Raw genomic sequence first — 17,970 nt, 5'->3', positions numbered from 1 at the left:
TCTAGAGTCTTGATTGTGGTGTACGTGCTGAACTCGCTTCTGGGCCGCCTCGTCGGGTGTCGACTGTACTCGGTGCAGTTTGTGATGGACTACGTCCAGATGTGGTTCGACAGCGAAGCGTCCAGCGCCACGCCCTCGCTCACCTGTGACGCTCTACCCCACGTGATTCTGGGCGGCCGACGGTTCGCCCCTGCAGAGCCCGGCTGGGCGGAGGCGCTGCGGACTCTCATCGGCCAGAACGTGATCGCCACGCAGGAGAGGACCGGCATCGGGCTCAAGCTCGACTTCGCCAGAGGCGCGGTCCAGCTTCATCCGACCGAGGCTGAGCTCTACGGTCCGGAGATCGCGATGCTCAGCGGCTTTGGCGATCGCAGTTTGATGGTGTGGCGGCCGGGTGAGGAAGCGTTCGAGGACCTGTAGCGAGGGCGTTAACCGCTTGCGCCTTGTCTTGAGCCGGAAGTCATGAGGTTCTGGTGTGTGTTGGGATCGCCTCCCGCCACCCACGAGAGTCGGGTGCCGCCGGAGCAGGAGTGGAGCAGGAGTGGAGCAGGTGGCCAGTTGGCGTGGCGCTTCGTTGCTGACCGCTCAGGAGGTGATCGGCAGGAGCGCGATTGCCTTGGTCATCGTTGCCTCGACTGTCAGTGCTCCCGTCCATACTTGGAGGGCGTGCGGCGACCATCAACGGTGGCTGCCCTTCCGGGAGGCGGAGACCGGAGGTTCCAAAGCGGAAGCGCTCTCCTAGAGGACGATGATCGGAGCGGATTGGCTGACGAGCGAGGAGCGGTGCCCGGCCACGACCCGTATCTGCTGGCGCAGGTGCGCGAGTCATTCGGGCGAGTGGTGTACAGCCACAAGACCCATGAGAAGCAAGCGGACATCTGCTTCAACAAGCACCGGTTGCAGCAGGGCGTGCTCATCGCCCTCACCGCGATCAGCTCTGGCACCTTCCTGGCCGCCGTCGTCGGCCTGTTGGGCAACCCGGTGCTGACCACTCTCGCGACATCGTCCATCGCGCTGCTCGTGAGCTGGATGAGCCTCGGCACGAAGACCTTCAAATTCCAGGAAGAGTCCAACGCCCACCGCGACATAGCCTCGCGGCTGTGGGACGTCCGCGAGTCCCATATCTCGCTTATAGCCGACCTGATGTCCAGTACAGTCTCCGACGCGGAGGCCAGGGAGCGCCGCGACGAGCTCCAGCAGGCCACGCACGACGCGTACGCCGACGCGCCCAGGACGAGCACCAAGGCCTTCGCTCGGGCTCAGGACGGACTGAAAAACAACGAAGAGATGACGTTCACGACCCGCGAGATCGACCTTTTGCTGCCTGAGACGCTCCGACTTGACGAGGGTGAGGGCCGGTCATGAAGACGTCCGAGATCTTCGACGCCCTGCTTGGGAACCTCAAAGTGGGCGAGACAGCAACCGTGATCGCATCCCGCCGGGACGAGATCACCAAGGCGCTCAACAAGGACTTCCGTTCCAAGGAAGGCTGCACCGACTACAAGCTCATGGTCGGCTCGTTCGGTCGGCACACGGCCATCAAGGGCGTGTCTGACCTCGACATGATCTTCATTCTCCCGCCAGGGATCCGCTCGAACTACAGCAGCGATACCGGACCACGCCGGATACTCGAGCGCGTCCGGGACGACCTCAAAGCGCGGTACAAGGACACCGAGATCCGCGTCGACCAGTGCGTCGTGCGGGTGCAGTTCAAGAGCAACGCCTTCAAGTTCGAGGTTCAGCCAGCGTTCAAGAACTCTGACGGCAGCTTCGACTACCCGGACACGGTCGCCGAGGGCTGGAAGGTCACCAAGCCGCGCGAGGAGATCGCCGCGACCAAGGAGTGCAACGATCGCACGTCGACGAACATGCGTCACCTGGCGCGGATGGCGCGGGCGTGGAAGAACGCGAACGGCGTGAACATGGGCGGCCTGCTCATCGACACCCTGGTGCACAATTTCTTCGCGCAGACCGATGACTACGACTCGGCGGGGACGGGTTCGTTCGACCTCATGGTCCGCGACTTCTTCGCGTTCCTCAAGGACGAGCCGGAGAAGGACTACTACCTGGCGTTGGGCAGCAGGCAGCGGGTCAAGGTGAAAGCGAAGTTCCAACCGAAGGCCAAGAAGGCGTACCGCCGCTGCCTCGATGCGATCGAGAACGAAGGGAAGGCGGCGGCGAACAAGAAGTGGCGCGAGATCTTCGGGACGTCCGTGCCTGTGGCCGTCAGCGAGGGAGCCAAGTCGTACCAGGACACCGAGGAGTTCATCGAGGAGCGGTACTCGATCGACATCTCAGGGACGGTCCTGATCGACTGCGAGGTCACGCAGAACGGCTGGCGACCGACTCGGCTGAGGGAGATGCTGCGCACGGGCGTGCTGCTCAAGGCCGACAAGGACCTGAAGTTCTCGGTCACCAACTGCACCGTCCCGCATCCGTACGAGCTGAAGTGGAAGGTGCTCAATCGAGGCCCCGAAGCTGAGCGCCGGAACGCGGTCCGCGGTCAGATCGTTGGGTCGAGCAAGCCGGACGTTCGTCTCGAACACTCCGACTTCAAGGGTGAGCACGTCGTCGAGTGCTATGTCGTCAAGGACGGCGTCGTTGTCGCTCGCGATCGCATCGACGTCTCGATCATTAACACCAGCGTTAAGCCGGCGAGCGTTTCGTAGGCGTCTTATCCCGGTGTATGACGAGGCCTCCACGATCCTGCGGGGGCCTCGTTCTCAGAAGACTGTCTTGGAAGGCGGAATCGCACGTAACACCGCGAAGCGTCCTCAACCCTCGCTCAGGAACACCGACTTGAACAGGTCGGCAGCGTCGGCGATTTCCCTGGTCGGCAACCGGAGTTCGCCAGTGGTCACGGCGTCGTTGCCGTCCTCGGTGAGGATCCAGGAGATCTTCACCGAACTGGCGTCAGGATCCCTCGAGAGGAGCACATAGTCGTCCTGGTCGCTCATCCACGGCACGTTCGGGCGGAACGACTCCGGCGTGAGGACGACTTCGGCATCCTCGCCGCGATTGCTCCAGGACACGGGGTAGTCGCGCGAGAGGGGCCGGAGAGCGGAGTAGCCGAAGTTGGCCTGGAAAGGATCCTGCGTTCGCACCACGGGTTCGACGGCCTCCTCGAAGTCGGCATCGTCCGAGTGTAGGTGATCGAGCAGCTCGCAGCCGTGGAAAGTCATGACCAGGTGCGGCTTTGCGACGAACCGGTCGCGGCTGACCACGCGGATGCCCGTGCCCGGCAGGCCGACGCCCAGGAAGTGCTCGCGCCCCTTCGCGATGTGCTCGGCCTTCCTGCTCCGCCACGCGACCAGGACTTTCTCCCGTTCCTGGGCCGACAGCGGACCTGGGTCGGTGAAGACGCTCGACGCTGGCCAGAACGACGTCGAGACGAGGAGGTCCTTCGTTGGCCCCGGCTGCTTGCTGAACTGCTCCTCCTCGTAGTCGAGCAGGCTCTCCAAGACCTCTTCCACATGGTCGATCCTGCAGATCGGGCCGAGCACCTCCACTTCGAGGTTGATCGGCGGCTTCCCGCCACCGCGGGCGCGCTCGACAAGGGCGAGTACTTCTCCGGAGCGGGCAGGCCGCGTGTTGCTGGTCCCTCGCACGTAAATCGCGCCGTCCTCGAGACTGTCGCGGCGGTCACTGCCTTGGAAGCCCTTGTGGCATGGGAAGATCGACTGGCCGTCCTCCGGCGGCTGCGCGATGACGAACAAGACCTCGTGCTCGGAGTCGACGCCGATCCGACCGAACTCGAAGGCCGGGAACTGCGGCCCGAGGTAGGGACGGAGCCGGTCCTCGAGCTCATGGGCCTCGGTCCCGCGGGACACGCCCGGAGCGCCGCCCTTCTGCGCGCCGATCACCAGCACCGCGTAGCCGTGGAGGTGCCGGGTTGCTTGGCTCGGACGGCGGTTGGCCGAGCCAAGGAGGAACTTCGCAATCTTGGCCGCAGCGGCCTTGCTGCTCATGTCGAGCGTGCTCTTGACCTCGAGGTAGGTCGTCTCGGCTTCGTCCCCGACAGCGATCACGTGGTCGAGGACGCTCCGCAGGGCCCGCTCACCGAGGGGAATGATGTCGGTGTCCAGCGCTGAGCTGACCGAGCTCGCATGATCATCAGGCATGGAACGATTCTCCCATCCGTCGCTGCTCGCCGCAGGAGGGCCCGAGTCAATTGCCTAGATCCCGGCCGAAGTCGGTTCTGGCCGGTCGATCTCCCAGATCTCCCAGCCGATCTTCTTTCCGAGGTCGCCGAAGCATCCTTGGACTCCAAGCCGGTGGAGGCAGAACCACCATGCGTCCAACTCGTCCGCGATAAAGCTGCGGAGCCTCTCTACGTAGGCGTCGACTGCGGCGTTGTCGCCGTACGGGACCTCGCGGAACTCAGGGAGAGACTCCTGGACGTGCAGTTCCACTTGCTCCCAGTACTCGGAGGGCTGATCGTGTTCGCCCGGCTCGTCGGTCGCGAGGATGTCCAAGTGGTGGAAGCGCCCCGATCTCCCGTAGCGAGCGAAGGCAGCGAAGACGAGAGGGAGGAGCGTGCTCTCCTTGACGCGTCCCGCGAGCTGAGCGGAGTATCCGGTGGCAGTTGTGTGCTCCACGCCCTCGTCGATCTTTGTCAGGATGTGAGAGTTCAGCTTCTCGATGTCATGGCCCCAACTCTTGAGGACCTCTTTCGTGGGCCAAGCGTCTGTATTCGCGACTGTCGCGCACCCGAGCATGACCTTCATCGCCTTCTCAACGCCGATGCTGCCGAGGGTGAAGACGGCATCGCCGTTCATGTGCACATAGCGCATGTCCCGGATCGCCTGAATCGCGTCGCGCATCAAGTTGCGCACGGAGGCTGCTTCCTCGATCAGGGCGAACCCCTGGCGCGTGGAGAGGGCAGGGTGCAGTCCTGCAGGAGTCGAGGTCATGTCCCCACCTGCCTTCCGAGAGTTCGCCTGGCGACCCGTTGGGAACGGTCCGAGGGAATCGAGGGATTCAAGGATATAAGCCAGCGCGGAGTTGGTGAGCCCGTGGCTGCGGAGCTGCGCGGCTCGAGCGCCGCCTCTGGTTCGTGTACAGGTCGGAGTCTCGCTGACATCGTCCTTGACGAGACCCGATTGCCAGCCTCACGCCGGTGACCGGCCCAGATCTCGATTGTCCGGCAGAGGCCGTCAACATGCAGGATCGAACTCGATCTCCTGGACGGCGAGGAGCACGAGCGCTGGATCCCGCCCACACCCAAGGGTTTGCGTTATTGCATGCCTCCAACTGTGTTTCGTGCTGGGTGTGGTGGAGATTGCGGTGTGTGCCGGGATCGCCTCCCGTCACTCGCCACATCCGGTCACGCCTACCTGTAGGTGGACCAGCGAGTGGTGGTATCTCCGAGCTGCAAGGTGTCCAAGCGGTGGCGCCACTGGGTGCGTAGCCCGGGGTTGGTGTTCAGGACCGGCAGGACGCTGGTAACGAGCCTGAGCTCGCGGAGCTGGCGCAGGACGGGAAACCCGGACCAGGTGAGGACGTCGAAACCGTACTCGGCGGCGAGCGGGCTGTGGTGGTCTGCCGGGTAGTCCATGCGGACCTTGCCGACGGCTGCGGGGATCAGGTCCCATTCGCGGGGGCCGTGGCTGAGGCTGTCGAAGTCGCAGATCACCGGGCCGTTAGGCCCGGGGATGAGGTTGCCCATGAACGGGTCGCCGTGGAGCACCCCGGCGGGGAGTTCGAACTCCAGGTCCTGGGCCAGGAGCTCCAGGCGGTTGGTGCGCTCGGTGAGGAAGACCCGGTCGGCCTCGGCCAGCCCTTCGGCATCCGCGATGCGGCTGCGGATGCGCGCGAACGGCTCCCACGACGGCAGCGCGAAACCCGGTGCGGGCAGGGCGTGGATGCAGCGGAGGATACGGCCCAGGTCGGTCCCTGTCGGTTCGGGTCCGGTGGAGGGCACCAGGTGCCAGAAGGTCGCCGTAGCCCCACCGATCCGCACTGGCTGGGGGATGTCCTCGGCCAACCGCACCGCGGGGGCGTCGTGCTGGGCGAGCCACCGGGCCGCTTGGATGACGACGGGGACGCGTTCGGCCACGGTCGCTGATCCGGCGATGCGCACCACCAACCCCACACGGGGGAGGCGGTAGACGGCGTTGTTGGTGAACTTGATCAGCTCGGCGTCATCAGCCGCCTTGGCGCCCAGCCCGGCCTCCTCACACAGAGCCGCGAGAACGTCGTGGACGCGCTCGCGGGCGAGGGTGAAGCGGGGGCTGGTGGAGGGAGCGGGAGTGGTGCTCATGATGTGCGAAGAGTAGCAATCTCGTCGGCGAGTTCGGCGGTCTCGCCCCGGGCTCGGTAGGCCAGGGCGGCGTGGTGGAGTGGGGCGAGTCGGTCGATGACTCGCACCGACCGGACCTGCCGGGCCAGGTCGACGGCTTGGCGGCCGATGCGGACGCCTTGGTCGGGGTCGCCGTTGCGGATGTGGGCGGTGGCCAGGGTGGTCAGCTCGAAGGCTTGGCTGCGGCCCATGTCCGGGTTGCGGGCGTCCACGGCCCGGTACAGGTGCTCGGTCGTGGCCGTGTACGTGCGGGACGAAGGGGTGGGGAGTGCGGCGTTGACGACCCCGGACATGGCGTCCAGGTCGGCTTCGTGGAAGAACCGCACCCACGGGGTGGTGTCCGCATCGGCGCGGGCGAAGGCGTCGTGGGCGCGGGCGAGGGAGTCCATGGACCGCTTCTGGTCATCGAGGACGGCGTAGGCCCAGGCGGCGTTGGCGCACATGAGAGCGACGGTGCGCTCGCATCCGGAGTCCTGTGCGGCGATCTGGCCCAGTTGTAGGAACCGCAGGGCCTGGAGGGTATGGCCGCGGTGCAGGTGCAGGCGTCCCATCCGGTAGAGCACATTGGCCACCAGCGAGGGCTCCTCGATGTATCGGGCCTGCTCCAGCGCCAGGGACAGGTGCTCGGCCGCGACCTTGTAGCGGCCGACGTCGAAGCTCGCCCATCCGGCGAGGTTGTGCAGATCGGCGACGGCTCGGTAGAGCTGGAGGCCGACCTGGTTCCCGGGTTTGGCCGCGCGCAGCAGCCGGTGGGCGTAGGCCAGGTGCGCCATGATCGCGTCCAGGCACGCTCCACCGCCGAGCCGGTAGTCGGCGGCTCGCAGCGCCTTGGTGACCGTCTCGACGTGGTCCACGTCGGTTCCCGTCACCCTCCGGACGGGCAGGGCCGCCTCGGGCATGCTCGGGCCACGCCACCTGTGCGGATCGATCTCCGCCGCGCCCATGGTGACCTGGGCGGCGTGCGCCAAGAGCCGGGTGCTCTCGATGCTCTCCCGTTGCGTGCGAGTGGCCGTCACCCGAGGAGCCCCGAGGCCGTCGAGGAAACGGCGCAGCTTCACGACGTCCTTCAACTCGCGCTTGTGCGATTCGAGCTGGGAGACCATCGACTGGGACAGCCCGGTCAACCGCCCGAGGGCCTCCTGGGACAAGTCCGTGCGCGAACGCAGAAGACGTACCAGCGAGCCCGCGTCGAGGCGCCCAGCAGCCTCCTGCGCCTCAGGTGTCTCCCAGAATCCCTTGGGTATACACAAACACCTTTTCTTCACATCAGCGACAGGATCCCTCTGCCTGCCGCAATTCGTACATATCGCCACCACGGATCCCTTGAAAGAGGAAATGTTCCACCCATGAAACCGGGCTCCCCGCCTGCTTCGCCAGCCCTGCTCCCAAAAGCATCACCACCGTAATAACGATCATCACCCCTGCTCATGGGAACCGAAGGTGCGCCAACCCAAAAATGAGAACTCGTCAACGACCTGGAACTGACGCACAAGGCACGGTGACCAGGCACGAGAGGACGGTGATGGGACATGGCCGCACTGGTGGAACAGGCGAAGAACACGAAGACCGACACCAGAAACCGAGAAGTTCTCCCGCTGCCCAAGCGCGCCAACGCACCTTCGGACCGCGCCCCAGTCCTACTGGAGCCCAACGACGAGTTCACGGGCTCCGCGATGACCGTCCCCGGTGAACCCGCCTACGCCAAGGTCATGCGCCGTCGCCTGCGGACACTGGCGTCTCTCCCCGACCGAGAGCTCCGCCCGATCGAACTGCTCGCCTCGGAACTGTTCAACAACTGCATCCGCCACACCCGATCGGGCGATCCGGGCGGCGAGATCACCATCAGCGTCTTCAAACTGGAGGGCCGGACCCAGGTGCGCATCACCGACGCCGGCCCCCGCGACGGGGAGATCACCGTGCCCCACCTGCGGCCCCTCGACCCCGACGACGAGAGCGGGCGCGGACTGCACCTGGTCGCGACGGGCGCGAGCCGGTGGGGCACCATCCACCACGACGACGGTCGTACCAGCGTCTGGTTCGAGGTGGACCGCATCGACCGCAACCCTGCCCGGCCCGCCGACTACGCCGAGTGGTGATCACGGTGGCCTGGGACGTCAGGGAAGACCACGACCAGTACACGGCCGCTCGACAGCTCCAACTGCGTCACCGGAGCTGTTGGCTCGTGATGTGGGGCCCGGGCTCGCGCGCCTTCTTCGCCTTCTACCGAGGCCGCGCCCACATCGCCCCGCTGTTCGCGTCCACCGGTCAGGAACTGCACCGCCAGATCCTGCACGTCGAGACGGACCTCGCCACGACGGCATCCGCTGACCGTTCCGCCCCGGAACCCGCACGCTCCCGAACTCCCTGCACACCCACCCACCACCACGTCCCACGGCCGCCGACATGAGCACACCCCTCACCGACTCCCGCGCCTCCTGCCGCGACCTACCCGACCCCGACCGCCTGTTCGGCAACACCCTCCAGCAACGCCGCGCCCGACACATCTGCGCTCCCTGCCCCATCCGCACGGCGTGCCTGGCCGAAGCACTGGAACTGCGGATCGACTCCGGCCTGTGGGGCGGCATGACGGCCCGCGAACGCCGAGCACTGCGCCTGAACAACCCCCAGGTGGACGACTGGCGCGCGCACCTGGCCCCGCTGAAACCCACCACCCACGTACGAGAGGAACCGGCCCGATGACACCCCTGACCGGCGACAACACCTCAGCGTCCCCGAAGGCCCTCACCCCCGCCGAGGTCGCCGCCCTCTTCCGCGTGGACAGCCAGACCGTGACGCGCTGGGCCAAGGAGGGACGGATCTCCAGCTTCCGAACTCCGGGTGGCCACCGCCGCTACCTCAAGAGCGAGGTCGCCGCCCTGCGGACCGAACACCTCACACCCGCCCGCTGACCACGCGTCCCTCCGACGAGAACACCGCCCGACCGCGCGAGACACCACCAACGCCGACGAACCGGCGCGGCGGCACAACCCCCAGCCCACCCGTGCCGCCGCGCCCCCACTCCACGACCACACGACAACCGACAACGACACCACAACGAACGGAGCCCCCTGTGCCCCACACCCCCCGCGACACCCAGCCCTTCGCGGGAACCCGCGACCGGTTCGGCCCCGAACTGCGCCAGCGCGACTACGCCCAGTCCGTCCTGGCCCAGTACGCCCACACCCGCGGATACGACCGCCTCGAAGTCCCCGCCCTGGAACGCAAGGCATCCTTCAGCCGCCAGGTCGTCGGAGCCTCGCCCTGGCCCGAGTGGAACCCCAAGGGCGTCTTCGAACTCGACGTCCCCGACTACGGGCCCGGCCATACCCACACCCACCAGAACACCCCCGCCGTGCTGATCCCCGAGGGCACGGTCTCCGTTGCCCGCTGGCTCGCCTCGGTCCTGCCCGCCCAGACCCTGCCGCTGAAGGTCTTCTACGACCTGCCGTGCTGGCGCAACGAAGCGGTCGACACCCTGTCCCCGGGCAAGGCACGCGAGTTCCGCCAGTTCGGCGTCGAGATCCTCGGAGTCGCGTCCGCGGCGGCCGACGCCGAGATCATCACCTTCATCGACGGGGCACTCCGCGCGCTCGGCACACCCGAGAACGCGGTCCGTATCCGGATCAGCGACGTTGGCGTCTTCCGCGCCCTGGCCGAGCACAGCGGCTTCAACGAAACCACCACGGTCGCCATCAAGGAGTGCCTCGACGCCCTCGCCGAGTGCCGGGCGGGCAAGGACCCGGACCGCGCCTCTGGTCTCGACACACGTCTGGACTCCCTGATCACGGACCATCCCACCGAGACGGTGGAGCGCTGGCGGGCGATGGCCCACCACGACTCCGGCGACATCGACCCCGGCCTCCTGGCCACACTGGGCGACGTGGCCCCGGGCTACCTGGAGCGACTCGCGTCGACGGCCCAGGCCCTACGGCAGGCGGGCCTGAACGTGGCGGTGGACCTGGGCGTGGTGCGCAGCCACGAGTACTACACCGGCCTGGCCTTCGAGGTCGACGTCGTCCTGCCGGGCGCCAGCTTCGTGGAGATCGCCGGCGGAGGCCGCTACGACCACCTCATCGGCCACTTCGCCGCCAACGGCCCCGGAACGGTTCCCGCGAGCGGCTTCGCCTTCGGTATCGAACGCCTCCTGGCCGTCATGGACGCCTGCGGAACCTTCACCGGCACCCCCACCCACCAGCGAGCCCACCACTTCGGCCACAGCACCGCCGACCGGCTCCTCGTCCCGAAACCGACCGGCGACCCCGTCCGCGACTACCTGCGCGCCTACGCCACCACCTCCGACCACACCGACGACCGACGCGTCGACCTGTGGGTGGGGGAGGCCACCGACACCGACGCCATCGGCCGCTACGCCCAGGCCCGACAGATCCCGGAGACCACCTCGTGCTGACCACCACACTCGACCGCTTCTCCCGGCCCCTGGGTGCCCTGTGGACGCGGACCCTCACCCAGTGGACACAGGACCTGCCCCCGCACCTGGCCGGACTGGGACAGGACTACCTGGCCTACGCCCAGGTCGACTCCCTCCTGCCCCGCCCCGTCCTAACGCTGGTCGGCGCGGCCCACGAACACACCGAACTCCCCGACGACCTGGTCGACCGGCTCGGCACCGTCGCCCTGGTCCCGCAGGTGGTCAGGGACCTGTTCGCCATCCACGACGACATCGTCGACGGCGACACCGAGAAGTTCGGCCACCCCACCCTGCCCGAGGCGTTCCGACGCCGCATCGGCACCGCCGGGAACGGAGCGGCCCTGTTCTGGGCAGACCTGCTCCTCTCCCTCGCCAGGGACCTGCTGGACGACGCCAACCCGAAGCACCGGGCACCCCTGTGGGACGTGGTCGTGGAGTGCGTCCGCCGAACTCAGCACGGCCAACTCCAAGAACTGCTGTGGCAACGGGACCTGGAGTCCATCACCACGGACGCCATCGTGCGCATGTATCAGGACAAGGCGGGCGACTACTGCTACGGCCTCCCCTGGCGCATCGGCCACACCGCCACCGGCGCGGACCCCACCCAGCGCGAGGCCGTAGCCCGGATCCTGGAGACCATCGGCGCCGCCTCGCAGATCGTGGACGACCTGGCCACCGGATGCCCGGACCTGATGGAGGCGGGCAAGGACGACCCGGCCGAGATCCGCCACCTGCGCCGCACGTTGCTCCTGGTTGAACTCCACCAGCGCCTGCCCGCCGACCACAGGCTGCGACCAGTGATCGAGGGAGACCTCGCCACCGACGAGCAGGTTGAGGAGATTCGCCTGGCCTTCACCACGACCGGTGCCGTCCAGGCCGCCGCCCGCACTGCTGCCGACCTGGTGGAGCAGACGCTGCGCGACCTGGCCCGCGCCAAGGTCGGAGCGGCGGCCCACGCCTACATCAGCGATCTGGCCCAACAGCGAGTCCTCCACGGACTGCGCCCCGTGCTCGCCTGATTCACTCCCCGAGGCGGTGACGCACCCAGGCCAGGGCGGCATCAGCTGCCCTGGCCTGGAACGCGCGCAACATCGCCCCGCCCGCTCCTGGTGGTGGAGCCTGACGACAGGCCCGCGCCCAGTACCCGGCCGCCGCGACGGCGAAGGAGGTCACAGCGACAGCGGGAGCCGAGGCGAACCGCGCCGAACCCGTCACCTGCTTCTCGGCGGCCTCAGGCGTGTGGCCGTTCATGATCAGGGGAGTGACGAGGTCCACCCCGTCAATCCACGCCGCACCCCGGCAGGGGTACGCCCAGTCCACCACCCACACCCTCTCCTGGGCGTCGATGAGGAGCTGGTCAGCGCGGATGTCGCCGTGCGTGAGCGTGTCCCCGTCCGCGTGGTCGGCCCACGCCTCCTCCAACAAGGCCAGGCGTTCGAGATTGGCCAACGCCCAAGGGGCAAGCCCCGGGGGAGGCTGTTCCCGCAGGGAGGCCCATCCGCTCAGGAGCGGCGAGAGCACCTCGCGTGCGGTCGGCGCCGTGCTGAGCGGGCAGGGCGTGAGGTCACCAGCCAGACCGTCGAGCGCAGAAACCACGGCGGCCACGTCATCCGAACCAGGTGAGAGGTTCGCGTGCCGACCGCGCACGGCGGTGAACACCACCACCCGCCATCCGTCTTCCGTCCCCTCCCACACGAGGCCGGGAAGGGCCGCGCCCGCAGGAGCCGACGCGGCCACAGCCGCCTCCGCGGCCAAGGCCGCGCACAGAGGGTGCTCCTCCGGCATCGCCTTGCAGAACAGGGCACGGCCGCTGGAGGTGGTCAACACCGACGCCATCGCCGGGGTGTACCCGCCGCCCTGGAGCTCCTCGCTGACAACCTCCTCCCCGAGGAAGCGGGTGACCTTCCCGCGTACGGCCGCGGGGAGGTCACCCCACCGGGGTCGTGCAGTGTTCACGAGGACAGCGGGCGAGGCTCGGCCCCGTCCAGGGCCTGGGCCACCAGGTCGAACCCCGCGGCGGCCAACCGCTTGTAGACGCCCTTGCCCTTGCCGCCGACGTGCACGGTCTCCACCACGTACCCATGTGCGCGGAGCCGATCCGCGTGCGCGGCGACCTGCGCCAGATCCTGCTCGGAGCGCCAGAGTAGCGCCACACGGCTCTCCTCCCGCGCGGAGGCGGAGTCGAGGACCTCGGCCAGGCGCTCGAAGCCGATGCTGAACCCGCAGGCCGACGTCGGTTGGCCGCCGATCCGCCCGATCATCTCGTCGTACCGGCCGCCACCGGCGATCGAGGACCCCAGGCCGGGCGCGGCCACCTCGAAGATCGGCCCGGTGTAGTAGCCCATCCCGCGCACCAGCGACAGGTCCATGACCAGTCGTGCCTTGGGTGCCGTCTCGGGCAGGAGCACGGCGGAGGCGATCGTGCGCAGCTCCTCCAAGGGTTCCTCGTCCATCCCCGATGGCAGCACCTGGGCGAGTTGGTCAGGCTCGGTTGCTGACTCGGCCTTGGCCAGGACCTCCGACAGCGTGGTGATCGCTGAACGGGGGTGGCCCGCTTCGGCGAGTTCACGCTCGACGCCCTCCACACCGATCTTGTCGAGCTTGTCGACCACGATCAGCACGTTCGCGTGGGCCTCGCCCGCGAACCCGCACACGGACAACAGCCCGGTGAGCAGGCGACGGTGGTTGAGCCGGACCGTGAACTCCGCCAACCCCACCGCGGCCAGAGCCCGACTGCCCGCGCTGAGCAGTTCGATCTCCGCCAGTAGCGATGCCTCACCCAGGATGTCGATGTCGCACTGGGTGAACTGCCGATACCGGCCCCGCTGGGGGCGTTCGGCGCGCCAGACCGGTCCGATCTGCACCGCTCGGAAGGGCGAGGGCAGGCTGGGGGCGTTGGTGGCGTAGAAACGGGCCAAGGGCACCGTCAGGTCGAACCGCAGGCCGGAGTCGGCCAACGATGCCACGTCAGCGACCCCGTCCAGCGAGATGCCGCGACGCAGGGTCTTGAAGATCAGCTTCTCGTTGTCCCCGCCCTGCCCGGACTCCAGGAACCTCAGGTCCTCCAAGGCGGGGGTCTCGATGGGCCGGTACCCGAACCGCGAGAACTCATGATGGATCGTGGACTCCAACCACTGACGCCGCTCCGCGGCATCGGGCAGGACATCGCGCATACCCCGCACGGGGGACGGACGCTGAGCCACGATCGCTCTCCTCAAGATGGTGTGTTCAACGGCGAGTGCCGAAACCCAACCTAACCGGACTCCCGAACACGTGGGGAAAACTCGCCGATCTGAACGCGCGGAAACTTCGAGCTGACGGCGCACTGCGGAAATCGCCGTCCGATTCGACCACTTCTGTCTTCGCCCTCCACCACATCGTTCATACGAGCATGTCGCATTCGCCTTGCACCCGTCTTCCTAGGAGGTCATCAGGGCAACCGGAAGCGGGGGTGCTGCGGCGACGCGCAGCCCCCGGCAGATGGCCCCGGTGCCGGAGCCCTCGACGGTCGAGGGCACACGATGACGGAGGTCGACCAGGTGAGAACAACACAGACCCGTGAGGAACAGCGCTCCAGGAGGCGGCTGCTGGAGGTCCGGCCGAACGTCCCGCAAGCGGCGGTGCGGGGCCGCGGGGAGGTGGTCGAATGATCGACTTCCTCGTCGGAGGCGGGGTGTACGCGGTCATCGCCGTGATCCCGCTCATAGCCGTCGCGGTGTCCGCCGCGCTGATCACGGCACGGTTGGCCCGCCACCGCTACCTGTCGCGCGAGGCCCGCCTGGTGGAGATCCTGCCGCCACCGCAGGCCACCCTCGCCAACGCCACCGAGTTCTGGAACCACACCATGGGGCTGCTCAAGCCCCGCTGGTCGCGATGGCTGGTGCAACCGCACCTGTGTGTGGAGATCGTGGCCTCCGCCGCCGGGGTGCGGTTCCAAGTGTGGGTGCCCGGGATCGTGCCGCCAGGAACAGTGGAGCGAGCCGTCGCCTCGGCCTGGCCCGGCGCGACGACCTCCACACGCAAACTGACTGTCGGTGAGTCGCCCCTGCCGCAAGGGGCATACACCACGGGAGGTCTGGTGCGTCTGGGACGTGGTGAGGAGTTCCCGCTGCGCACGAAGTTCGACGACGACCCGCTCCGTGCCCTTCTGGGGGCTCTGGAGGACCTGGCAGAGGGCGAGCACTGCCTGGTGCGGATCAGCGCGCGCCCGGCGACCGGACTCCGGTTGGCCCGGGCACGCAAGGCCGCGGCCCGACGCCAGGGCCACCCGGGGTTGGCGAGCATGCTGCTGGACGCGGTGGACCCCACTGTCTCCTCGCAGCCCCGGCGAATGCCGGTGCTGCCGGGGACCCGTGATGACGTGCGGGCGATCCTGACGAAGGCGTCCAGCCCCAGGTTGGCGTGCGATATCGCCTACATCCTCACCACCATCCACGAGGGAGAGACCGCGAAGGAACGGTTGCGGGGGCGGGCCCACGGTGTGGCGTCTGGCTTCGCGGCCTTCAGCAGCGGCACCAACCACCTGGACCGCCGCTTCATGCCCAAACCCGCCTGGTGGGCGGTCAACCGGTTCCTCGCCAACGGGTTCCTGCTCTGCACCGCCGAGTTGGCCGGGATCGCGCACCTGCCCACCGACACGTGCGTCCCCGGCCTGGCCAGGGCCGGAGCCCGTCCGGCCGCGCCCAGCCCGGTGGTGCCCAGGGGCGGGGAGAACACCAGGGTGGTCGGCGACTCCGACGCCGGTGTGCGCCGTCCCATCGCGTTGGGGGTGGCCGAGTCGAGGCAGCACACGCACATCCTCGGCAAGACCGGATCGGGCAAGTCCACGCTGCTCGCCAACCTCGTCCTGCAGGACGCCGAGGCGGGCCGGGCCGGGCTGGTGATCGACCCGCGCGGTGACCTGGTCACCGACATCCTCGCCCGCCTACCCGAACACGCCATCGACCGGGTGGTGCTGTTCGATCCCGATGACAACGCGCCACCGCCGAGGCTGAACCTGTTGCAGGGCGGGGATCCGGACTTCGTCTCCGACACCGTCGTGGGGATCTTCCGCAGGATCTACGACCAGTACTGGGGGCCGCGGACCGATGACATCCTGCGCGCCGCCACACTCACCCTGACCAGGGCGAAGGATCCCGGGCTGACGTTGGGGCACATCCCGCGCCTGCTGGCCGACGACGCGTTGCGCAACGAGGTGATGGGCAAGGTCAACGCCCACAGTCGTGGTGAGGACGAGGCGCTCGCGGACTTTTGGGACTGGTACACGGGGCTGACGGTCTCGGCCCGTTCAGCGGTCACGGGGCCCGTGTTGAACAAGCTGCGTACCGCGCTGCTGCGCCCCTGGGTGCGCCAGGTGGTGGCCTCGGGACCGTCCACCATCGACCTTCCGTCCCTGTTCGACACCGGGCACCTGGTGCTGCTGCGGTTGCCGAAGGGGCGGCTGGGGGAGGACACCAGCTCGCTGATCGGGTCGTTCGCGTTGGCGGCGACCTGGCAGGCGGTCACCGCCCGCATCCACACGCCAGAACACCAGCGCAAGGATCTGTGCGCGTTTATCGACGAGGCCCAGAATTTCCTGAATCTGCCGGGCTCGTTGGAGGACATGCTCGCCGAAGCCAGGGGGTATCGGTTCGGGCTGACGCTTGCCCACCAGGAGCTCGGACAGCTTCCCGCGGACCTGCGCAAGGCGGTGTCGGCGAACGCGCGCACGAAGATCTACTTCGCCGCCTCACCGGACGACGCCTCCAGCTTGCAGCAGCACACCCTGCCGGTGCTGGGGGCCTACGACCTGACGAACCTGGGCGCCTACCAGGCGGCGGTGCGCCCGCTGGTGGGCGCGAAGGAGCAGGGGGCGGCGACGGTGCGCACCCGCCCCCTCCCGGCCGGGGTGAAGGGCCGGGCCACCCAGGTGCGCAAGGCCGCACGCCGCCACGCCCCGCACACGGCCGCGCAGCCGCCTGCTTCGGGGGTGGGGCCCACTTCGGGGAGGCCGTTGTTCCAACGGCGGCCCTTCCCGGTGAGCGACACCCGGAGGGGAAAGCGCACATGAGCAGGCACGCGAAGGACTACGTGGAGCGCACCCCGAGGCAGTCCTCGTCGCTGGTCCGGGGGCGGATCATGCCCCGCGACATCCAGGTCCTGGGCGGGGTACACGACCACAAGGTGATGACCACCGAGCACCTGCACCGCCTCTACTTCCCCCGCGCGGGGGAGAGGTCGGTGCGGCTCCGGTTGCGCAAGCTCCACGGCTACGGGCTCCTGGACCGCTTCCGGCCGCTGTCGCTTCGGGGAAGCAGCCCCTACCACTGGGTGCTCGGCTCAGCCGGTGCACGATTGCTCACCCAGAAACGGGGATCCGAGGCGGTCTCCTACCGATTCGAGCGATCGGCGGGGGTCGCAGACTCACCCCGCCTGGGGCACATGCTCGGCCTGGTCGACTGCCTGGTCGCCTTCACCGCCGCGGCCCGCCAGACTCCGGGTGCGGAGCTGGTGCAGTGGCTGAACGAGGCCGAGTGCGCTAAGCGGTGGGGGCGCTACGTGCGCCCCGACGCCTACGTGCGCTGGGAGCAGGAAGGGGAGCAGGCGCACGTGTTCGTGGAGTACGACACCGGTTCCGAGACCTTGGCGATGGTGCGGGACAAGATGACCAGCTACGCCGACCTCGCGCGGGCGACGCGCTTTGCGTCGGTGGTGCTGTTCGTCGTGCACTCGCGGGTCAGGGAGGCCAACCTGGCCGGGGTGCTCGCCCCGAGGAGCAGTAGCCGGGCGGGGGCCTACCTGGCCACGTACGCCGACCTCGCCGCACCGGGACCAGCGGCTGCGGTGTGGAGGCCAGCGCACAGCCAGGACCGGTTGACGCTCATGCAACTCGCCGCACGCCACCCGATCGACTGACGCGGCGCACCAGCGGCCGTCTGTTCAGGAGCCTCCTGGACGGGCGGTCGCAGTCATGCGCTGGGCACGCGGCTCGCACGGCCGTTTCTGAAGATTTTCGGGGTGCCGTGACTGTTCTGATGGATTCCGGTTGAAGATTCTCGTTCCTTTCGGGAACGATCGGCACTGCCACGCGCGGCGGCGATTCTTTCGTTTCTGTGTGATCGAGAATCCGGAGTTCCCCTATGTCTGAAATGCGAGTTTTTGTGTGCGTTTCCAGGTTCGGTGTCGACTTTGCGGACATTCGAGACGTGAGCTCCGACAGCAGTCTCGGTAGTCCGATCTACCTGGGATGACTTGCCTGGGG

16 protein-coding genes are annotated in these 17,970 nt (G+C 67.9%); 10 read left to right on the top strand and 6 right to left on the bottom strand.

Annotated features, from left to right (window positions below; genetic code table 11):
* Positions 1 to 15: 15 nt before the first annotated feature.
* From ACIBFB_RS19960 to ACIBFB_RS19950, 3 genes are all read left to right on the top strand, one after another.
* Positions 16 to 420 (top strand): hypothetical protein, encoded by a 405-nt coding sequence (locus tag ACIBFB_RS19960; protein ID WP_397232197.1) that lies wholly within the window; start codon positions 16 to 18, stop codon positions 418 to 420.
* 363 nt (positions 421 to 783) lie between these two features.
* Complete coding sequence (locus ACIBFB_RS19955) at positions 784 to 1,365, top strand: SLATT domain-containing protein (RefSeq protein WP_397232195.1); 582 nt, start codon at positions 784 to 786, stop codon at positions 1,363 to 1,365.
* Positions 1,362 to 2,669, top strand: coding sequence for a nucleotidyltransferase (locus tag ACIBFB_RS19950; protein WP_397232193.1), 1,308 nt, complete (start codon positions 1,362 to 1,364; stop codon positions 2,667 to 2,669). The genes ACIBFB_RS19955 and ACIBFB_RS19950 overlap by 4 nt, the downstream gene beginning before the upstream one ends.
* Positions 2,670 to 2,774: 105 nt before the next feature.
* Here ACIBFB_RS19950 and ACIBFB_RS19945 read toward each other — a convergent pair whose 3' ends face one another.
* From ACIBFB_RS19945 to ACIBFB_RS19930, 4 genes are all read right to left on the bottom strand, one after another.
* Entirely contained in the window at positions 2,775 to 4,121 is a 1,347-nt protein-coding gene (locus tag ACIBFB_RS19945) for a hypothetical protein (RefSeq protein WP_397232191.1), read from the bottom strand.
* Between the two features lie 54 nt (positions 4,122 to 4,175).
* Complete coding sequence (locus ACIBFB_RS19940) at positions 4,176 to 4,913, bottom strand: hypothetical protein (protein ID WP_397232189.1); 738 nt, start codon at positions 4,911 to 4,913, stop codon at positions 4,176 to 4,178.
* 419 nt (positions 4,914 to 5,332) lie between these two features.
* Positions 5,333 to 6,262 (bottom strand): aminoglycoside phosphotransferase family protein, encoded by a 930-nt coding sequence (locus ACIBFB_RS19935; RefSeq protein ID WP_397232187.1) that lies wholly within the window; start codon positions 6,260 to 6,262, stop codon positions 5,333 to 5,335.
* On the bottom strand, positions 6,259 to 7,551 hold the full coding sequence (locus ACIBFB_RS19930; protein WP_397232185.1) for a helix-turn-helix domain-containing protein: 1,293 nt from the start codon (positions 7,549 to 7,551) through the stop codon (positions 6,259 to 6,261). The genes ACIBFB_RS19935 and ACIBFB_RS19930 overlap by 4 nt, the downstream gene beginning before the upstream one ends.
* Positions 7,552 to 7,830: 279 nt before the next feature.
* Here ACIBFB_RS19930 and ACIBFB_RS19925 point away from each other — a divergent pair, with 279 nt between their 5' ends.
* The 5 genes from ACIBFB_RS19925 to ACIBFB_RS19905 all read left to right on the top strand — a co-directional run bounded on the left by ACIBFB_RS19925 (position 7,831) and on the right by ACIBFB_RS19905 (position 11,749).
* Positions 7,831 to 8,397, top strand: coding sequence for an ATP-binding protein (locus ACIBFB_RS19925; RefSeq protein WP_397232183.1), 567 nt, complete (start codon positions 7,831 to 7,833; stop codon positions 8,395 to 8,397).
* A 307-nt stretch (positions 8,398 to 8,704) separates the two neighbouring features.
* Positions 8,705 to 9,001 carry a WhiB family transcriptional regulator gene (locus ACIBFB_RS19920; RefSeq protein WP_397232181.1) on the top strand — a complete coding sequence of 99 codons (297 nt, stop codon included), beginning with the start codon at positions 8,705 to 8,707 and terminating at the stop codon, positions 8,999 to 9,001.
* A complete protein-coding gene (locus ACIBFB_RS19915; RefSeq protein ID WP_397232179.1) occupies positions 8,998 to 9,210 on the top strand; it encodes a BldC family transcriptional regulator in 213 nt (70 codons plus the stop codon). The genes ACIBFB_RS19920 and ACIBFB_RS19915 overlap by 4 nt, the downstream gene beginning before the upstream one ends.
* Before the next feature lie 161 nt (positions 9,211 to 9,371).
* Positions 9,372 to 10,709: an ATP phosphoribosyltransferase regulatory subunit gene (locus ACIBFB_RS19910; RefSeq protein ID WP_397232177.1), complete on the top strand. Its 1,338-nt coding sequence runs from the start codon at positions 9,372 to 9,374 to the stop codon at positions 10,707 to 10,709.
* Positions 10,703 to 11,749 (top strand): polyprenyl synthetase family protein, encoded by a 1,047-nt coding sequence (locus tag ACIBFB_RS19905; protein WP_397232175.1) that lies wholly within the window; start codon positions 10,703 to 10,705, stop codon positions 11,747 to 11,749. Before ACIBFB_RS19910 ends, ACIBFB_RS19905 begins: the two co-directional genes overlap by 7 nt.
* A gap of 1 nt (position 11,750) precedes the next feature.
* On the opposite strand, the gene ACIBFB_RS19900 is transcribed toward ACIBFB_RS19905, so the two are convergent.
* Both ACIBFB_RS19900 and hisS read right to left on the bottom strand, forming a co-directional pair.
* Positions 11,751 to 12,686 (bottom strand): phosphotransferase family protein, encoded by a 936-nt coding sequence (locus tag ACIBFB_RS19900; RefSeq protein ID WP_397232173.1) that lies wholly within the window; start codon positions 12,684 to 12,686, stop codon positions 11,751 to 11,753.
* On the bottom strand, positions 12,683 to 13,933 hold the full coding sequence (gene hisS / locus ACIBFB_RS19895; RefSeq protein ID WP_397232171.1) for a histidine--tRNA ligase: 1,251 nt from the start codon (positions 13,931 to 13,933) through the stop codon (positions 12,683 to 12,685). The genes ACIBFB_RS19900 and hisS overlap by 4 nt, the downstream gene beginning before the upstream one ends.
* Positions 13,934 to 14,376: 443 nt before the next feature.
* On the opposite strand from hisS, the gene ACIBFB_RS19890 reads away from it, so the two are divergent.
* Positions 14,377 to 16,779 (top strand): type IV secretory system conjugative DNA transfer family protein, encoded by a 2,403-nt coding sequence (locus ACIBFB_RS19890; RefSeq protein ID WP_397232169.1) that lies wholly within the window; start codon positions 14,377 to 14,379, stop codon positions 16,777 to 16,779.
* Entirely contained in the window at positions 16,776 to 17,624 is an 849-nt protein-coding gene (locus ACIBFB_RS19885) for a replication-relaxation family protein (protein ID WP_397232167.1), read from the top strand. The genes ACIBFB_RS19890 and ACIBFB_RS19885 overlap by 4 nt, the downstream gene beginning before the upstream one ends.
* The last annotated feature ends 346 nt before the right edge of the window (positions 17,625 to 17,970 follow it).

The organism is Nocardiopsis sp. NPDC050513, from assembly GCF_044457925.1.
Classification (GTDB): Bacteria; Actinomycetota; Actinomycetes; order Streptosporangiales; family Streptosporangiaceae; genus Nocardiopsis.
The sequence above is the reverse complement of the archived record's forward strand: the minus strand, read 5'-3'. Positions and strand labels throughout refer to the sequence as shown.